12 protein-coding genes are annotated in these 13799 nt (G+C 58.1%); 5 read left to right on the forward strand and 7 right to left on the reverse strand.

Annotation, left to right across the window (positions count from 1 at the left end; genetic code table 11):
* Positions 1-3: 3 nt before the first annotated feature.
* The 3 genes from ABX298_RS20355 to ABX298_RS20365 form a co-directional block, all read right to left on the reverse strand.
* Positions 4-285 (reverse strand): hypothetical protein, encoded by a 282-nt coding sequence (locus ABX298_RS20355; protein WP_367393541.1) that lies wholly within the window; start codon positions 283-285, stop codon positions 4-6.
* Positions 285-1262, reverse strand: coding sequence for an integrase domain-containing protein (locus tag ABX298_RS20360; protein ID WP_367393542.1), 978 nt, complete (start codon positions 1260-1262; stop codon positions 285-287). The genes ABX298_RS20355 and ABX298_RS20360 overlap by 1 nt, the downstream gene beginning before the upstream one ends.
* A 939-nt stretch (positions 1263-2201) precedes the next feature.
* Positions 2202-3458 carry an integrase domain-containing protein gene (locus ABX298_RS20365; protein ID WP_367393543.1) on the reverse strand — a complete coding sequence of 419 codons (1257 nt, stop codon included), beginning with the start codon at positions 3456-3458 and terminating at the stop codon, positions 2202-2204.
* Positions 3459-3884: 426 nt separating this feature from the next.
* On the opposite strand from ABX298_RS20365, the gene ABX298_RS20370 reads away from it, so the two are divergent.
* The gene (locus ABX298_RS20370; RefSeq protein ID WP_367393544.1) at positions 3885-4691 is read left to right on the forward strand and encodes an HNH endonuclease; all 807 of its coding nucleotides are present in this window, start codon (positions 3885-3887) and stop codon (positions 4689-4691) included.
* Positions 4692-4803: 112 nt separating this feature from the next.
* Here ABX298_RS20370 and ABX298_RS20375 read toward each other — a convergent pair whose 3' ends face one another.
* Together ABX298_RS20375 and ABX298_RS20380 are read right to left on the reverse strand one after the other, a co-directional pair.
* Positions 4804-5067, reverse strand: a complete 264-nt coding sequence (locus tag ABX298_RS20375; protein WP_367393545.1) for a DUF3077 domain-containing protein — start codon at positions 5065-5067, stop codon at positions 4804-4806.
* A gap of 165 nt (positions 5068-5232) precedes the next feature.
* Positions 5233-5475, reverse strand: coding sequence for a hypothetical protein (locus ABX298_RS20380; RefSeq protein WP_367393546.1), 243 nt, complete (start codon positions 5473-5475; stop codon positions 5233-5235).
* Between the two features lie 531 nt (positions 5476-6006).
* On the opposite strand from ABX298_RS20380, the gene ABX298_RS20385 reads away from it, so the two are divergent.
* Positions 6007-6675 carry an HD domain-containing protein gene (locus tag ABX298_RS20385; RefSeq protein WP_367393547.1) on the forward strand — a complete coding sequence of 223 codons (669 nt, stop codon included), beginning with the start codon at positions 6007-6009 and terminating at the stop codon, positions 6673-6675.
* Positions 6676-7395: 720 nt separating this feature from the next.
* Here ABX298_RS20385 and ABX298_RS20390 read toward each other — a convergent pair.
* Positions 7396-8433, reverse strand: a complete 1038-nt coding sequence (locus tag ABX298_RS20390; protein ID WP_367393548.1) for a diguanylate cyclase — start codon at positions 8431-8433, stop codon at positions 7396-7398.
* Positions 8434-8645: 212 nt separating this feature from the next.
* Here ABX298_RS20390 and glsB point away from each other — a divergent pair, with 212 nt between their 5' ends.
* Positions 8646-9554, forward strand: coding sequence for a glutaminase B (glsB, locus tag ABX298_RS20395; RefSeq protein ID WP_085592323.1), 909 nt, complete (start codon positions 8646-8648; stop codon positions 9552-9554).
* Positions 9555-10292: 738 nt separating this feature from the next.
* Here the strand turns inward: glsB and ABX298_RS20400 are convergent.
* Positions 10293-11201, reverse strand: coding sequence for a LysR substrate-binding domain-containing protein (locus ABX298_RS20400; protein ID WP_367393549.1), 909 nt, complete (start codon positions 11199-11201; stop codon positions 10293-10295).
* 137 nt (positions 11202-11338) lie between these two features.
* Here ABX298_RS20400 and ABX298_RS20405 point away from each other — a divergent pair, with 137 nt between their 5' ends.
* Together ABX298_RS20405 and ABX298_RS20410 are read left to right on the forward strand one after the other, a co-directional pair.
* The gene (locus tag ABX298_RS20405; protein WP_047934842.1) at positions 11339-12163 is read left to right on the forward strand and encodes a phytanoyl-CoA dioxygenase family protein; all 825 of its coding nucleotides are present in this window, start codon (positions 11339-11341) and stop codon (positions 12161-12163) included.
* Positions 12164-12244: 81 nt separating this feature from the next.
* Positions 12245-13636, forward strand: coding sequence for an amino acid permease (locus ABX298_RS20410; protein ID WP_367393550.1), 1392 nt, complete (start codon positions 12245-12247; stop codon positions 13634-13636).
* The last annotated feature ends 163 nt before the right edge of the window (positions 13637-13799 follow it).

The following is a 13799-nucleotide window of genomic DNA, read 5'->3' on the forward strand; positions in this document are numbered from 1 at the left end:
TGTTTACCCTCGATGATTGAATGCCCATGATTTTTCTAAACGACGCGCTAGCAGCCTCACGGTCAGTAGGTAGTAATACCGAGTCGCTTCGCATCGCTTAGCTAGGTGGTGTTCAAGAAACCAAGCCACATGTTTTCTCTGCCAAGCCCAGGGTGTATCAAGCTGCCAGCGCTCAGATAGCTCAGCCTGGATGAGCTTTGCTTGCCGTAAATGGCGCTGCCGCGTTGTGTATGACCCCGTCAGCACGCCAGCCAAGAACAGCTCCATATCAAATGGCTTGTTCATCAGCGACCTCCCACGTAGGCAGCGACCACATCAATCCGACCGTGCCCCAGCTCATAGCTGATTTGCCTCCGCGCCTCACGATCCAGGCTCCTATTTATCTGGCAACATTGGCCTGCGTTGATAGGCGCACGGTGTTGGGTGATTTGCTCATAGCGCTCGCATGCGTACGCCGCTCGTAGCTCATGGAAGCCTTTGAGGTTGTGTGCATGCAGGATGTCCCGCGCAGGTCGAATGGCTTGTTGCAGAAAATCCAGGTAGCTTTCGTTTTGGTCAATCAGGTTGTGGCTTCCCGAAGGCGACACCTGCCGTGCAAACTCAAGTGCACCACGAACATGGTCGTCCACTGATATCCAACGAGGGGCCGTTGCTCCTGCGCGGCCGCCTTTGGTGCCGTCCTGGATGTTGATCCTGCCTAGGCCGTTAGCCTCACGACTTAACCGTGGCAGGTCAGCCAGGATAGCCTCACGCAGGCGCATGCTGGTGGCTCGCGCCAACAGAACAATCGCTGCGGCCCGTTGCTGATGATCGCGACAAAGCGCATCGACGATCTGCTTAACCTGTTCGCGGTCTTGGCCTTGCGGAGCCGATTGGCGAACTCCGGTGCGCTGCATTCCCAACGCCTTGCTCGGACTGGGCAATTTCACGTACCGATCACCGCCAAGCGCTGCCATGGTCCTGTTAACGCTGGATAGCCGATTTTGCGCGGTGCTGACCGCGAGGTCACCGCGCCTAACCAGGTCGCGCAGGTACGCCGCATAGTCGGCCAACACTTTTCGATCAATCTGCCGCGCATCCTTGATACCGGGCCCCTGTTCGGAACGGCACCATTTGACGAATGCCTGCCACCGATCACAGTGCGCTTTGACCGTGCCGTAATGACCGCCACCGAACATGTCTTTCAGCGCTTGCGGCCCCGCGTAGCTCAGTTGTCTGCCGTAACCGAAATTGCGGCCTTCGCGTCTACCCACCAATGCCATGTCGTTCACCTCATCGTCCGATCTCCGATCCTCGTCCCACGTCATCCCGCCAAGAATGCTGAGTGTTATCAGGGATCAAGGCCCCTGCGACCTGTGGGGATGTCCTCTAACGCGGACTGGCGGCTCCTTACGTCCGGGAGCAAGGGCATCTCATGATCTGGCCTCCTGAGCACCGTTACCGGTGGGCGGGTAGAGGCTGCATTGGCTGACGAGACCAGTGCCGCGAGATCCTGAGTCGGGTGAACGCGCAATGCGATGACCGGGGCATGCCTGACTGTCAGTCAGGTGCAGTCCATTCCCTGGTCTGCGGCACCATCATCTGCATGGCTGTTGCTGGTGACATCGGCGTTTGTCACGCCGATTGTCACGAGGAGGAATGCCGCAAAGCCCTGTGCGATCAGGGCTGCAGCAGTGGTAGAAGTGCCCGTCTCTTTCCACAGAAAGAGACGGGCAAAGGTTGGCGCAACAGTCGGCCAAGCGGATAGGTTGCTGCAGGGCAGCGAGGTACGGTGTGTCTGGCGCACGAGCGCTATATGTGTAAGAGCATCCATCACATGGGTAGTGACCGTACGAGCTGCCGGATGCGAATCGTACTTGGGCTGAATCACCGCGAGAGCGGCGTGACCTTTAAGGCTCGGGTCACCTGGGGTGCTGTCATCGACAGCCTTTGCACGGCCAGTTCTACGCCTGTGGATAAACCCGGTCAAGGGCCGAAATTAAGCGCCCTTGAGGACGTGAAAAGCGGTTATCCATTGGTGGAATTACTTGGTAACTCCCGGACAACGTCGTGGCTTTTAGCTTTTCAAAGTGAGGTCCATCCAAACAGGGCGGCTTTGCAACCCTGTTTGGATGGACCCGCGTTGAGAAGCAGATAAGCGAGGCTGCTTGCCCCGAATCTTGGACGTTCAGTTGTTTCCGCAATTCTTGCGCCGTACAGAGTTAGCGGATCGGTACCACGTTCTTGTCTCTGACTTGACCGTATGCTGAAGCAAGCAGGCTGCCGGTGGCGGCTTTCTGGATGTACTCACTCCACCAGGCCATCATCGGTCGTCTGCGTTCAATGTAGTCGGCTCGGTTGTAGGCGCTGCGCACCTCATCCTTGTCGACATGCGCCAGGGCGACCTCAATGAGCTCCGGGTCCCACCCATGCTCATTCAAGATGGTGCTGGCCATCGAGCGCATGCCGTGGCTGACCAAGCGGTCCTGGAAGCCCATGCGTTTCAACGCCATGTTGGCGGTCTGGCTATTGGCGTGGGTGCGTGGATTTCTGTCTGCCGGGAAGACGTATTCGCGATGGCCGCTGTGAGTCTTCAGTGACTCCAACAGTGCGACAGCGTGATCGCTCAACGGGATGCTGTGTGGGCGGCGCTTCTTCATCCGCTCCGCAGGGATAGTCCAGACACTCCTTTCAAAGTCGATGTCTGCCCAGCGAGTAGTCGCCGCCTCGGCGGGGCGAGTCATCGTGTGCAACTGCCATTCGATCAGGCAGCGGGTGGTGCGTTTGATGCTGGCGTTCGCGATCTCCAGCATGAGCTCGGGGAGTTCCTCGGGCGGAAGCGCAGCCATGTTTTCTTTCTTGGGCTTCTTGAATACTGCCCTGATGCCGGTGAGCGGGTTGGCGAAGATCAGGCCGGAGTTTACGCCGTAGGTCATGATCTCGTTTAGCCGCTGGCTAAGTCGCTTGACCGTCTCCAGGCTGCCTTTCGCTTCGATTGGGCGAAGCAGTCCGATCACCATCGGCGCGGTGATTTTGGTGAATGGTGTCGTCTTCAAATCGGGGAACACGTGCAGCGTGAGCGACCGCCAGATGTCCTCGGCGTAGGCAGGGGTCACCGAGTCTTTCTTGAGTTCAAACCAGGCGGTGGCCACGTTCTCGAAGGTGTGTTCGGTTTCCGCGCGTTTGGCTTCATTCAACGTATTGCGCTGCACCTTCGGATCGATGCCTTGAGCGAGCAGCTCGCGGGCTTCGACTGCCTTCTTTCGTGCGTTCGCCAGTGACAGTTCGGGGTAGGTCCCGAAGCCGATGTTGATGCGCTTCTTGGTCACTGGTTCGCGGTAATTGAAATTCCACAGCAACGAGCCGTTGCTGCGTACCCGGAGCTGCAAACCATCACCATCCGTGAGGACGTAATCCTTGGACGCGGGTTTGTCTCCCTTGAGCTGTCGATCGGAGAGGCGGAGGTTTTGAGCAGGCATGAGATTGTCCTCAAGCACTGATTCGGTATTCCAAAGATTAGCACCGGACGGGCTGGAATACCGCCTGGAATACCCGAATGGCTGGAACTCCAAAACTCTCAAAAGACCGCAAAAGCGCTGTAAGCCGCGTATTTACTGGATTGCAGGCACAAAAAAAGACGTCCGTGGACGTCTTTGATTGATCATTTGGTGGAGCCGGGGGGGAACTGAACCCGCGTCCGCCATCCGCTAACGTATAGCTAGTTCATAAGCTACAACCTCGTGAAGTTGGAATGCTGTGGGTAACGAAATACCCCAACAGCAATCTCGGCGGTGTAGGACATGGCCAGTTCTACAACCGCCGGAAATGTTGCTCACTTCTCATTATGCCGTAGGAAATTTCCTCTTTTTTGATAGGCTTTTGCCATCAGTCGAGAGGAAAGTCATATGCCCGTCGTCATCGTTGAAAACGACACATCGCAGTGGGAAGACGAGACAGGTGCTGTCTATCACTTCCCCAAGCGCTACCAAGCCTGGCTCGTGCAGGGAACCGAGGTGATCTACTACAAAGGGCGCATCAAGGACAAAGCCTTTGCTTCCGTCCGCCTCAGCGCCGATCCGCATTATTTTGGTAAGGCACGTATAGGTCAGGTCTACGCAGACCGGAGTAGCGATAAGGGTGATCTGTTTGCTCTGATTGAAAACTTCACGCCGTTTGAAGACGCTGTCCCCTCGAAAATTGACGGCGAGTACCTGGAGACTATCCCCGCCAGCCGTATGAGTAACTACTGGCGTGATGGCGTTCGGCCGATTTCTCAATCCGATTACGATGCCATCTTGAGCCATGCAACGCTCCTGCCTTCGCGTGTTGACGCGGCTGTACCGGATACGGAAGACGACCCACTTACCTTTGAATCGGCCAGTGAAGGCAGCAAAACAAGCTACTTTGGAACCCGTTACGAGCGCCGGAAAGATTTGAGGGTGAAGGCCATCGCCATCCACGGGCTTGACTGCAAGGCATGCGGGTTTGATTTCGAACAGGCATACGGCGAACACGCGAAGGGCTTCATTCACGTTCATCACGTAGTACCGATTTCGGACTTTGGTGGGGAAAAGGCCGTGAATCCTGAGACAGATCTCGTGACGCTGTGCGCCAACTGTCACGCAGTTGTCCATCGCAAGAGAGATAAGACCCTGAGTGTTGACGAGTTGAAAGGAATATTGCGCGGGCGATGGGTAATCGAGTCCCAGTAGACAGCTAAGCGCACGCTAACTTTGCCTGGCTGTGAAAGTGGGGGCAGCTGGAGCGCCTTCGAAACGGGGGATGGAGTTAGGCTTTGAAGGCGTCCAGTGAGGGGAGGGTGATTCAGCCCATCATGCCCAGCTCGGCATCATCCATCAGCGCCTTAGCCAATGCGCAGAGGTAATGCGAAGCCCAGATCAGCTGGGGTTTGTCTTCCATCAAGCCGTCCAGGGTCATATCCCGTGCGTAGCCCATAAGCTCCGAGGCTTGTTCGCGGGCGCTCTGGCAGGGGATGCCAGCTTCGATGCGGAACAGCGGATGGGTCTGGTTTTCCCCTTGGTAGAAGGTGGTTTTGCCGACGGTGAATTTGGTTTCTTCTGTGGTCATTGTTCTATCTCCCCGAAATCTCTAGTACCTGGTCTGGCCTCATCGCCGGCAAGCCAGCTCCCACAAATACTGCACAGGCCTCGAGATCTGTGGCGCAGTTTAGATCCATGTGGGAGCCTTGCTTGCTGGCGATAGGGGCAGCCCAGGCGACACATAAATGAAGCCTTAGTGCAAAGTCCTAGGCTCAGTGGGCATTTGCACCTGGATCAATGCGGACTCAAGCAAAGCTCGCAGCGTCTCCAGCTCGTGCATCGAGGACATCATCAGAATCGACGCTGGCGACTTGGGCTGCAGCAGCATTGCCTGATGTACGACGGTCGCCGCGCATAGCGCGTAGTCCGTGGCCTGGATCAGGGTATCTTCGAGGGATTGGAGAGTGTGGGGTGGATCAGGAACTATTTTTAGCATCGTACTGTGTTCTCGGTGGGGCCACCGCCAGCCCGCTGTCAAACGGAAAGGTGGCAGCTGTGCATGGGTTGACAGACCGGCGAACACAGAAACCGGCGCACGCGAGCGTGCCCCATGCACAACCGCCATAAACGGGTATGCACTGTGTATCGTCGCGGCCTGTCAAAGCCGGTCGTTGATATGCAACGACGGACCGAGACTAGAACGCTGAAAAAACGACCGCAACGAAAAACACGGTTGGGGAGTATCTTTGGGAAATGGCCTACAAGGAAGGGGTTAAATCTGACTTTTTTTGCCCGTTCACCTTCACAGCATGCAACGCCGGCTGCTCTGTTAACAGTTTGTGGCTCTCAAAAAGCTTTCCACTCACGAATCCCTGTATCCAGTTATGTCGCCATGCCAACAAACGGTCCAGCATGGACTTTCGCCACTCAAGCCTTGAAACTGACCCGCTCGCATCTGGACCAAGGCAGGTCACGGGCCAGCCCCTGACAACGGACGCCAAGTCACAGCCCATGGAATGCACTGAAGATGACTATCGAAGCTTTTGCCCCTTTCCAGCGCCTCGCCACTGACCTGCTGAAGTACCTACCGGCTGACCAGCCAGATGGCTCCCACGACCTGTCCCACATCCATCGCGTATGGGTCAACGCGCAACGGATACAGCGCGTAGAAGGCGGCGACCTGGAAGTGCTGCTTGCAGCGACTGTGCTGCATGATTGTGTCGCAGTAGAAAAGAACTCGCCCTTGCGTGGGCAGGCGTCAACGCTGTCCGCACAAAGGGCGGCGTCAATCCTGGCTGATATGGGCTGGCCCTTGCAGCGCATCGAGCAGGTGGCGCATGCAGTCAAAACCCACAGCTACTCGGCTGGCTTCGAACCGCTCACCCTTGAGGCCAGGATTCTTCAGGATAGTGATCGCCTGGACGCCATAGGTGCAGTGGGTATCGCCCGGTGTTTTTACGTTTCCGGGCGAATGGGGTCGGCGCTGTACGATTTCGAGAACCCCACTGCGTGGGGAAGGGAGTATCAGGACAAGGCGTATACGGTCGAGCACTTTCATACCAAGCTGCTCAAGCTTGCGTCAGGGTTTAAAACTGCTGAAGGGGCTCGACTGGCTGCTGAACGTCACGCGCGGCTTGAAGTGTTTGTTGCGGATTTCATGGATGAGATCGGGGCTGGCGGGGCAGGGGTGCAGTGACGGGGTTTGGGACGATTGGCAGGTTTTTTGGGCGTGAGTCAGCTGTATTGGAACTGCCCACGACTGGATCGATTTTGTTGGTGGTTTTGGGGAAGTAGCCAGGCCCTGGGGCGGGTAGCTGTGGTGTCATGGGCCTGAGTGTTCTGTTTGGGCGGGGAAGAATTTAGCGTGGGCATGGCACCGGCTGTGCCGGTGTTCGCGGCTGAAGCCGCTCCCACAGGGGGGCTGCTAATTCAGGGAGATGTTTGCAGTTTTTGAGGGCGGGTTTGTTCGTGAAGACCTTGTTGGCGATGCCATTCGCTGTGTTGGAGTCTTCGTGGGTATGTTGGACCGCGGCGGCGCCGGTCCCTTGGAGGCTGGGTCCCTGTTTACCGGTTGAGCTATCCGTGCGGCAACGCACCTCTGGGCTGGGCCTTCTTGTAGTAGGTTCTGCTGATCGATGAGTTGTGTGCAGTTTTTTTGAGCGGGTTTACAGTGGATGGCACGGGCTGCGCCCGTGTTCGCGGGCGCGCCCGCTCCCACAGGGATCGCGGCAACACCTAGAGTTTTTGCAAGGCAGTTGCTTTCACAGGGGACGTGCAGGGTTTGAGTGCTGTGTTTGCGGCCTTTAGATGATCCAGCTTTGGCGGCAAGGGCATGCCGAGCGGGGCGGGCTCTGGGAAATGAACAGGCGGGCTGATGTGCGAGAGTAGATGCCGTACAGCCCGGATCGTGTTCGTCTCAGAGAGGCGGCGCTACATAGATAACCCGATCACGCCCATTCTGTTTGGCGGTATAGAGCCCCTTGTCGGCGCGTTCCAGTGCGTCATCCTGCGTTTCACCCTTGGCGAACAGGGTGCACCCTATGCTCAGGGTTACCTTCAACTGACCACAGGGCAGCTGCATCGGGCTGCCACCCACCTGTTCGCGAATCCGCTCAGCAATCCGCGTCAGTTCTTCGCTGTCTTTAACATGCAAAATAGCGACGAACTCCTCACCGCCATGGCGCACCAGCAGGTCATCGGGGCGAAGTGCTGCGCGGAGGCGGCGGGCAGATTCGCAAAGCACTTTGTCACCGCCGCCATGGCCGTACTTGTCGTTGATGGATTTGAAGTGATCCAGGTCGGCATAAACCGCGCCCAGTTGTAAGCCGTTCACCTCTGCCAATCGCCGTTCATGGTCTTCAAACGCCGACAGCGCGCCGCGGTTCCACAGTTGTGTCAAAGGGTCGAGCAGGGCTTTGCGCTGCTCGCGATCCATTTCAAGTCGCAGATCGCGGTTCACCTGCGCCAAGGTACGCAGTTGCAGATATCCCTCGGCAAGCGTGGCCAGGTCCCTGAAATTCGCTTGTTGAGCCTCGCTGAGCACGCGCGGGTGGGGATCGAACATGCACAGCGTGCCGATGGCTTTGCCGTTGCCGGCGCGCAAGGGGTGGCCGGCGTAAAAGCGGATGTAGGGCGGGTTGAGCACCAGCGGGTTGTCGATGAATCGCCCGTCGCACTTGGCGTCGGGCACCATCAGGGTACCCTCGCCGAGAATGGCGTAGCCGCAAAAGGAAATACTGCGCGTCGTCTCGCTTGCCTCAAGCCCTATGCGGGCCTTGAACCACTGTCGGTCCTGGTCGATCAGGCTGATAAGCACAGTGTCCACATGGGCCAGGTCCTGGGTAAGCCGCACCAGGGTATCGAGGTAATGCTCGGCTGGTGTATCGACCAGGTTCATGTCATCGAGCGTGCGCTGGCGAAGCGCTTCGTCTGCGGGTAAAGGGCAAGCTGGCATCGTTGGTCCTCCATTCCCTGGTTGGCTGCTTTTGCACTAGGCGGGGCGCGTTCTCTATACCGTCGAGACAAGCACAGCATAGGTTATAGCGTGGAGCCTAGGGCTGCAGGTGCGGCTGGCCATTTCTTGCCGAGAGTGTGATTTCTTTCGCTCGATAATCGTCAAGATTGCTACCCCTTCGCCGTCGTCTGGGGACTGATACAGGGCCTTTCATGCAAACGCTGTTGAACGAGATTCTCGAAGAAGTACGCCCCTTGATCGGCAAGGGCAAAGTGGCTGACTACATTCCTGCGCTGGCCGATGTGCCAGCGAACCAGCTGGGCATCGCGGTCTATGGCAACGATGGCAGCTATTACTGCGCAGGCGACGCCCTGGTACCGTTCTCGGTGCAGAGTATTTCCAAGGTGTTCAGCCTGGTGCAGGCGATTGGACACTCGGGGGAAGCCATTTGGGAGCGGCTTGGCCATGAGCCTTCCGGCCAGCCGTTCAACTCGCTGGTGCAGCTGGAGTTCGAGCGTGGTCGGCCGCGTAATCCATTTATCAATGCGGGGGCGTTGGTGATCTGCGATATCAACCAGTCGCGCTTTGCTGCACCCACGTTGTCGATGCGCGATTTTGTGCGGCGGCTATCGGGCAATCCGCATATCTCGATCGATGCTCGCGTTGCCGATTCGGAGTATCAATTCCGCGCGCGCAACGCGGCCATGGCTTACCTGATGCAGTCGTTCGGCAACTTCCATAACGAGGTGGAGACGGTGCTGCGCAGTTATTTCAGTTACTGCGCGCTGCAAATGAACTGCCTTGATCTGGCTCGGGCGTTCTGTTTCCTGGCTAACGATGGGTTCTGCAAGCACAGCGGTGAGCAGATTCTGACCCGGCGCCAGACCCAGCAGGTGAACTCGATCATGGCCACTAGCGGGTTGTATGACGAAGCAGGGAATTTCGCCTATCGGGTGGGGTTGCCAGGTAAGAGTGGCGTGGGGGGCGGGATTGTGGCCATCGTGCCGGGGCAATTCACCGTGTGCGTGTGGTCGCCGGAGTTGAATGCGGCGGGTAACTCCCTGGCGGGGATGGCGGCGCTTGAGTTGCTGAGCTCGCGGATTGGGTGGTCGGTGTTCTGATCGGCGGGCTCGCTCGTTGTGCGATGCGGCGGTGTGGCGGTTTCACTTACCTGTGAAGAATCCAACGCGGTGTATGGCACCGGCTTCGCCGGTGTTCGCGGGTGAACCCGCTCCCACAGGTACTGTGGTTGCGTTGAAGGCTGTGGTGATCCTGTGGGAGCGGGCGAGCCCGCGAAGAATGCGACGCGGTGCATGGCACCGGCTATGCCGGTGTTCGCGGGCATGCCCGCTCCCATAGGTACTGCGGCTGCCTTGAAGGCTGTGGTGATCTTGTGGGAGCGGGCGTGCCCGCGAAGAATCCAGCGCGGTGCACGGCACCGGCTGTGCCGGTGTTCGCGGGCATGCCCGCTCCCACAGGTACTGTGGTTGCGTTGAAGGTTGTGGTGATCCTGTGGGAGCGGGTTTACCCGCGAAGAATGCGACGCGGTGTATGGCACCGGCTGTGCCGGTGTTCGCGGGCATGCCCGCCCCCACAGGTACTGTGGCTGCGTTGAAGGCTGTGGCGATCCTGTGGGAGCGGGTTTACCCGCGAAGAATGCAACGCGGTGTATGGCACCGGCTGCGCCGGTGTTCGCGGGTGAACCCGCTCCCACAGGTACTGTGGCTGCCTTGAAGGCTGTGATGATCCTGTGGGAGCGGGCGTGCCCGCGAAGAATGCAACGCGGTGCATGGCACCGGCTGCGCCGGTGTTCGCGGGCATGCCCGCTCCTACAGTGGAGCTTTCCTGAGTGAACGAACTCAGGCCCCCCCACCAGCTATCTCCCGAGCAACCCAGCCCTTGAACGCCTCCGCCACCGGCGATGGGTGCATCGCGCCTGATTGGGCCAGCACCACTTTTTGCGGTGATACCTCTTCCAGTAATGGCCGGCATAGCAGCGGTGTGCCGTCATAGCAGTGGTCCCCGGCGGGCCGGGTGCATGACAGGGCAACCCCGTAGCCATGCGCGACGAGGCCCCGTTGCATCTCGAAGGTCTGGGTGTATTGCTGAGTGCGCGGTTGCAGGTTGTGCGCCCAAAACAGTGAAAGAAAATACTCACGCGTTTGTGCGATGTCCTCAAGAATCAAACACTCTTGCGCCAGCTCATGCAGCGGTATCGCTGCCAGGTGGGCCAGGCGGTGGTCAGTGGCGATGAGTGCGTAGGGCTTCAGCTCAGCCAGTACCTGGCGCGGCAGCAAGGGATCAAGGCCAATGTCATAAGTCAGCGCGAGCTCGGCTTTACCGGCGCTCAAGTGGCGGTGTACGCCTGCCAGGTCAGTCTCGAAAAGCGTTACCTCGACATCGGGATACTGCTTGCGAAAACTTGACAGCAGCCGCGGCGCGTAATAGGGGCCCAAGTCTTGAAAGCAGATGAGCGACAGGTTGCCGCGAAGCGAGCCGCGCGTGGTATCCGCGTTCTGATTCATGGCAATGGCCATGCCGATGATATCGCGTGCCTGGGCCAGTAAACGCGTGCCCGCTGACGTCAGCTCCAGCCCGCGGCTCACCTGGCGCCGGAACAGCCTCTCGTTCAGCGCCTCTTCCAGCTGGGCGATCGCTACCGAAACCGATGGCTGTGAAACGTGCCGGGCTCTGGCCGCAGCGCTGATGCTGCCGTGCTCGGCCACGGCGACGAAGTACTCGAGCTGCCTGAACGAGAACCCTATCATCTTTTCCTATACTCGGGATTAGGAAATATATTCTTTTCCTATTGTGGCTGAAAAGCAATACTCGCGGTGCACCTTGCTTATTCCGCTTGAAAACTGGCAGTGGTGCTGTTGCCCAATAAAAAGACCAAAGGGTGCTTATGAAACAGTCCGCCGAATTTCAACTGACTGACGAAACCATCGAGGCTTTCCAGCGTGATGGTGCCGTCTGCGTACGTAATTTGTTCACGCCAGAAGAAGTTGCACTGCTCGAAACTGGCATCGAACAGAACCTGAAAGCCCCAAGCGAGCGCGCTAAAGTGGCAAGCCGCCCTGATGACCCGGGTTGGTTCTTCGAAGACTTCTGTAATTGGGGGGATATTTCGGCCTATCGCCAGTTCATCTTCGAAAGCAGGGTAGGTAGTGTTGCAGCGCAACTCATGAACAGTGAGACAGCCCGGCTTTATCACGATCACCTGCTGGTCAAGGAGCCGAACACGCGCCAGCGAACGCCCTGGCATCAGGACCAGCCGTATTACAACATCGACGGGCGGCAGAACTGCAGCATGTGGATGCCAGTCGACCCGGTCTCGAGAGAATCCACCCTTGAATTCGTAGGGGGCTCGCACCTTGGGCCATGGCTGATGCCGCGCAGCTTCCTCGACAGCCAGGCGCAATGGTTCCCTGAAGGCAGCCTTGCAGACTTGCCGGATATCGAGGCCGATCGCAGCGCCTGGAACATCCTCGGCTGGGAACTCTCCCCAGGCGACGCCGTGTTCTTCCACATGCTCACCTTGCACGCCTCGGGCGGTGTCGGGGGCAATCGTCGGCGTCGTGCCTTCTCGGTACGTTTCCTGGGCGATGACATTACTCACGCACCGCGCCAGTGGAAAACCTCACCACAGTTTCCCGGCCTCGAAACGCAACTCGCCAGCGGTGCCCAAATGAACCACGAACTGTTTCCGGTGCTGTGGCCTAGGGCTTGATGATTTGGAATGCTGCGTGCCTGATAAAACCGCACGGCATTAGCGTTGTGCGGACCTGATAATAAAACCAAGAAGGTATCTATGAGCGCTCAATCTTCACACCAGTTGAAGCGGGGTCTCTCTACCCGGCATATTCGTTTCATGGCGTTAGGTTCTGCTATCGGTACGGGGCTGTTCTATGGCTCGGCATCGGCAATAAAGTTGGCAGGGCCTTCAGTTTTGCTGGCTTATCTGATTGGTGGCGCCGCCATTTACATGATGATGCGCGCCCTTGGCGAAATGGCGGTTCATAACCCGGTGTCAGGCTCGTTCGGGCACTATGCCAGCCAGTATCTTGGGCGCTACTTTGGCTTTCTGACAGGTTGGAGCTACGCGTTCTCGATGCTGGTAGTTTGCCTGGCAGACGTGACGGCCTTTGGCGTTTACATGGGGCTGTGGTTCCCTGAAACACCTGCCTGGATCTGGGTGCTTGGGATAGTGTTCTTAATCGGGGCGCTGAACCTGTGCAGCGTGAAAGTGTTCGGGGAGATGGAGTTCTGGCTGTCGTTGCTGAAGGTGACCGCGATCGTTGCCATGATTGTGGCAGGCGCGGCTGTGCTGCTGTTGGGTATACAGTTGAATGACGAGGCAGGCACGGTTGCCGGAGTCTCGAATCTGTGGAGCCACGGCGGGTTCTTCCCTAATGGCGTCAGTGGGATGATCGCTTCGTTCACTGTCGTGATGTTCGCCTTTGGCGGGGTCGAAATGATCGGCATCACCGCAGGCGAGGCAAGGGACCCGAAGCGCGTGCTGCCCAAGGCTATCAACTCGGTGCCTCTGCGCATCCTGCTGTTCTACATTCTTACCCTGTTCGTACTCATGGCCATTTACCCTTGGACCAGCATCGGCAGCCACGGTAGCCCGTTCGTGCAGATCTTCAGTGGTCTTGGCATCAGTTCAGCGGCTACCGTGTTGAACATCGTGGTGATTTCAGCTGCTGTTTCGGCGATCAATAGCGATATCTTCAGTGCTGGGCGGATGATGTACGGAATGGCTCAGGACGGCCAGGCGCCAGCCGGTTTTGCATCGTTGTCACGTTTCGGTGTGCCGTGGATGACGGTTGCAGTGATGGGCGTCGCGCTGCTTCTGGGCGTGGTATTGAACTACCTGGTGCCGGAAGACTTGTTCCTGGTTCTTGCGGCGGTGGTCACGTTCTCCATTGTCTGGGTCTGGTTGATGATCCTGCTTTCTCAAGTGGCCATGCGGCGCGGCATGAGCAAGGAGGAGGTGGCAGCACTGGATTATCGTGTGCCGCTGTGGCCGGTAGGGCCAGCTTGCGCGATTGCTTTCATGGTGTTCATTTTTGGCGTGCTCGGTTGGTTCCCGGCCAGCCGCACAGCCATGTATGTCGGGGTTGGCTGGTTGGTGCTGCTATCCCTGGGTTACTGGTTGTGGGGTGTGCGTGCGCCACGTCATGTGTCGGCTAACGCTTGAGGCATTGAACCAAACTGTGGGAGCGGGCTTGGCCGCGAAGAATCAAACGCGGTGGCTGGCACCGGCTACGCCGGTGTTCGCGGGCATGCCCGCTCCCACAGGTACTACAGCTGAATTGAAGACTGTGGTGAGCCTTACCTTCTAGGCCCCGGGGGCATCGGCC

It is taken from the genome of Pseudomonas sp. X4 (genome assembly GCF_040784925.1).
Classification (GTDB): Bacteria; Pseudomonadota; Gammaproteobacteria; order Pseudomonadales; family Pseudomonadaceae; genus Aquipseudomonas; species Aquipseudomonas putida_Z.

Bases quoted from the DNA above. Each gene is read 5' to 3' on its own strand.
- ABX298_RS20355 (WP_367393541.1), bottom strand. From the start codon at position 285: ATGAACAAGCCATTTGATATGGAGCTGTTCTTGGCTGGCGTGCTGACG.
- ABX298_RS20360 (WP_367393542.1), bottom strand. From the start codon at position 1,262: ATGGCATTGGTGGGTAGACGCGAAGGCCGCAATTTCGGTTACGGCAGA.
- ABX298_RS20365 (WP_367393543.1), bottom strand. From the start codon at position 3,458: ATGCCTGCTCAAAACCTCCGCCTCTCCGATCGACAGCTCAAGGGAGAC.
- ABX298_RS20370 (WP_367393544.1), top strand. From the start codon at position 3,885: ATGCCCGTCGTCATCGTTGAAAACGACACATCGCAGTGGGAAGACGAG.
- ABX298_RS20375 (WP_367393545.1), bottom strand. From the start codon at position 5,067: ATGACCACAGAAGAAACCAAATTCACCGTCGGCAAAACCACCTTCTAC.
- ABX298_RS20380 (WP_367393546.1), bottom strand. From the start codon at position 5,475: ATGCTAAAAATAGTTCCTGATCCACCCCACACTCTCCAATCCCTCGAA.
- ABX298_RS20385 (WP_367393547.1), top strand. From the start codon at position 6,007: ATGACTATCGAAGCTTTTGCCCCTTTCCAGCGCCTCGCCACTGACCTG.
- ABX298_RS20390 (WP_367393548.1), bottom strand. From the start codon at position 8,433: ATGCCAGCTTGCCCTTTACCCGCAGACGAAGCGCTTCGCCAGCGCACG.
- glsB (WP_085592323.1), top strand. From the start codon at position 8,646: ATGCAAACGCTGTTGAACGAGATTCTCGAAGAAGTACGCCCCTTGATC.
- ABX298_RS20400 (WP_367393549.1), bottom strand. From the start codon at position 11,201: ATGATAGGGTTCTCGTTCAGGCAGCTCGAGTACTTCGTCGCCGTGGCC.
- ABX298_RS20405 (WP_047934842.1), top strand. From the start codon at position 11,339: ATGAAACAGTCCGCCGAATTTCAACTGACTGACGAAACCATCGAGGCT.
- ABX298_RS20410 (WP_367393550.1), top strand. From the start codon at position 12,245: ATGAGCGCTCAATCTTCACACCAGTTGAAGCGGGGTCTCTCTACCCGG.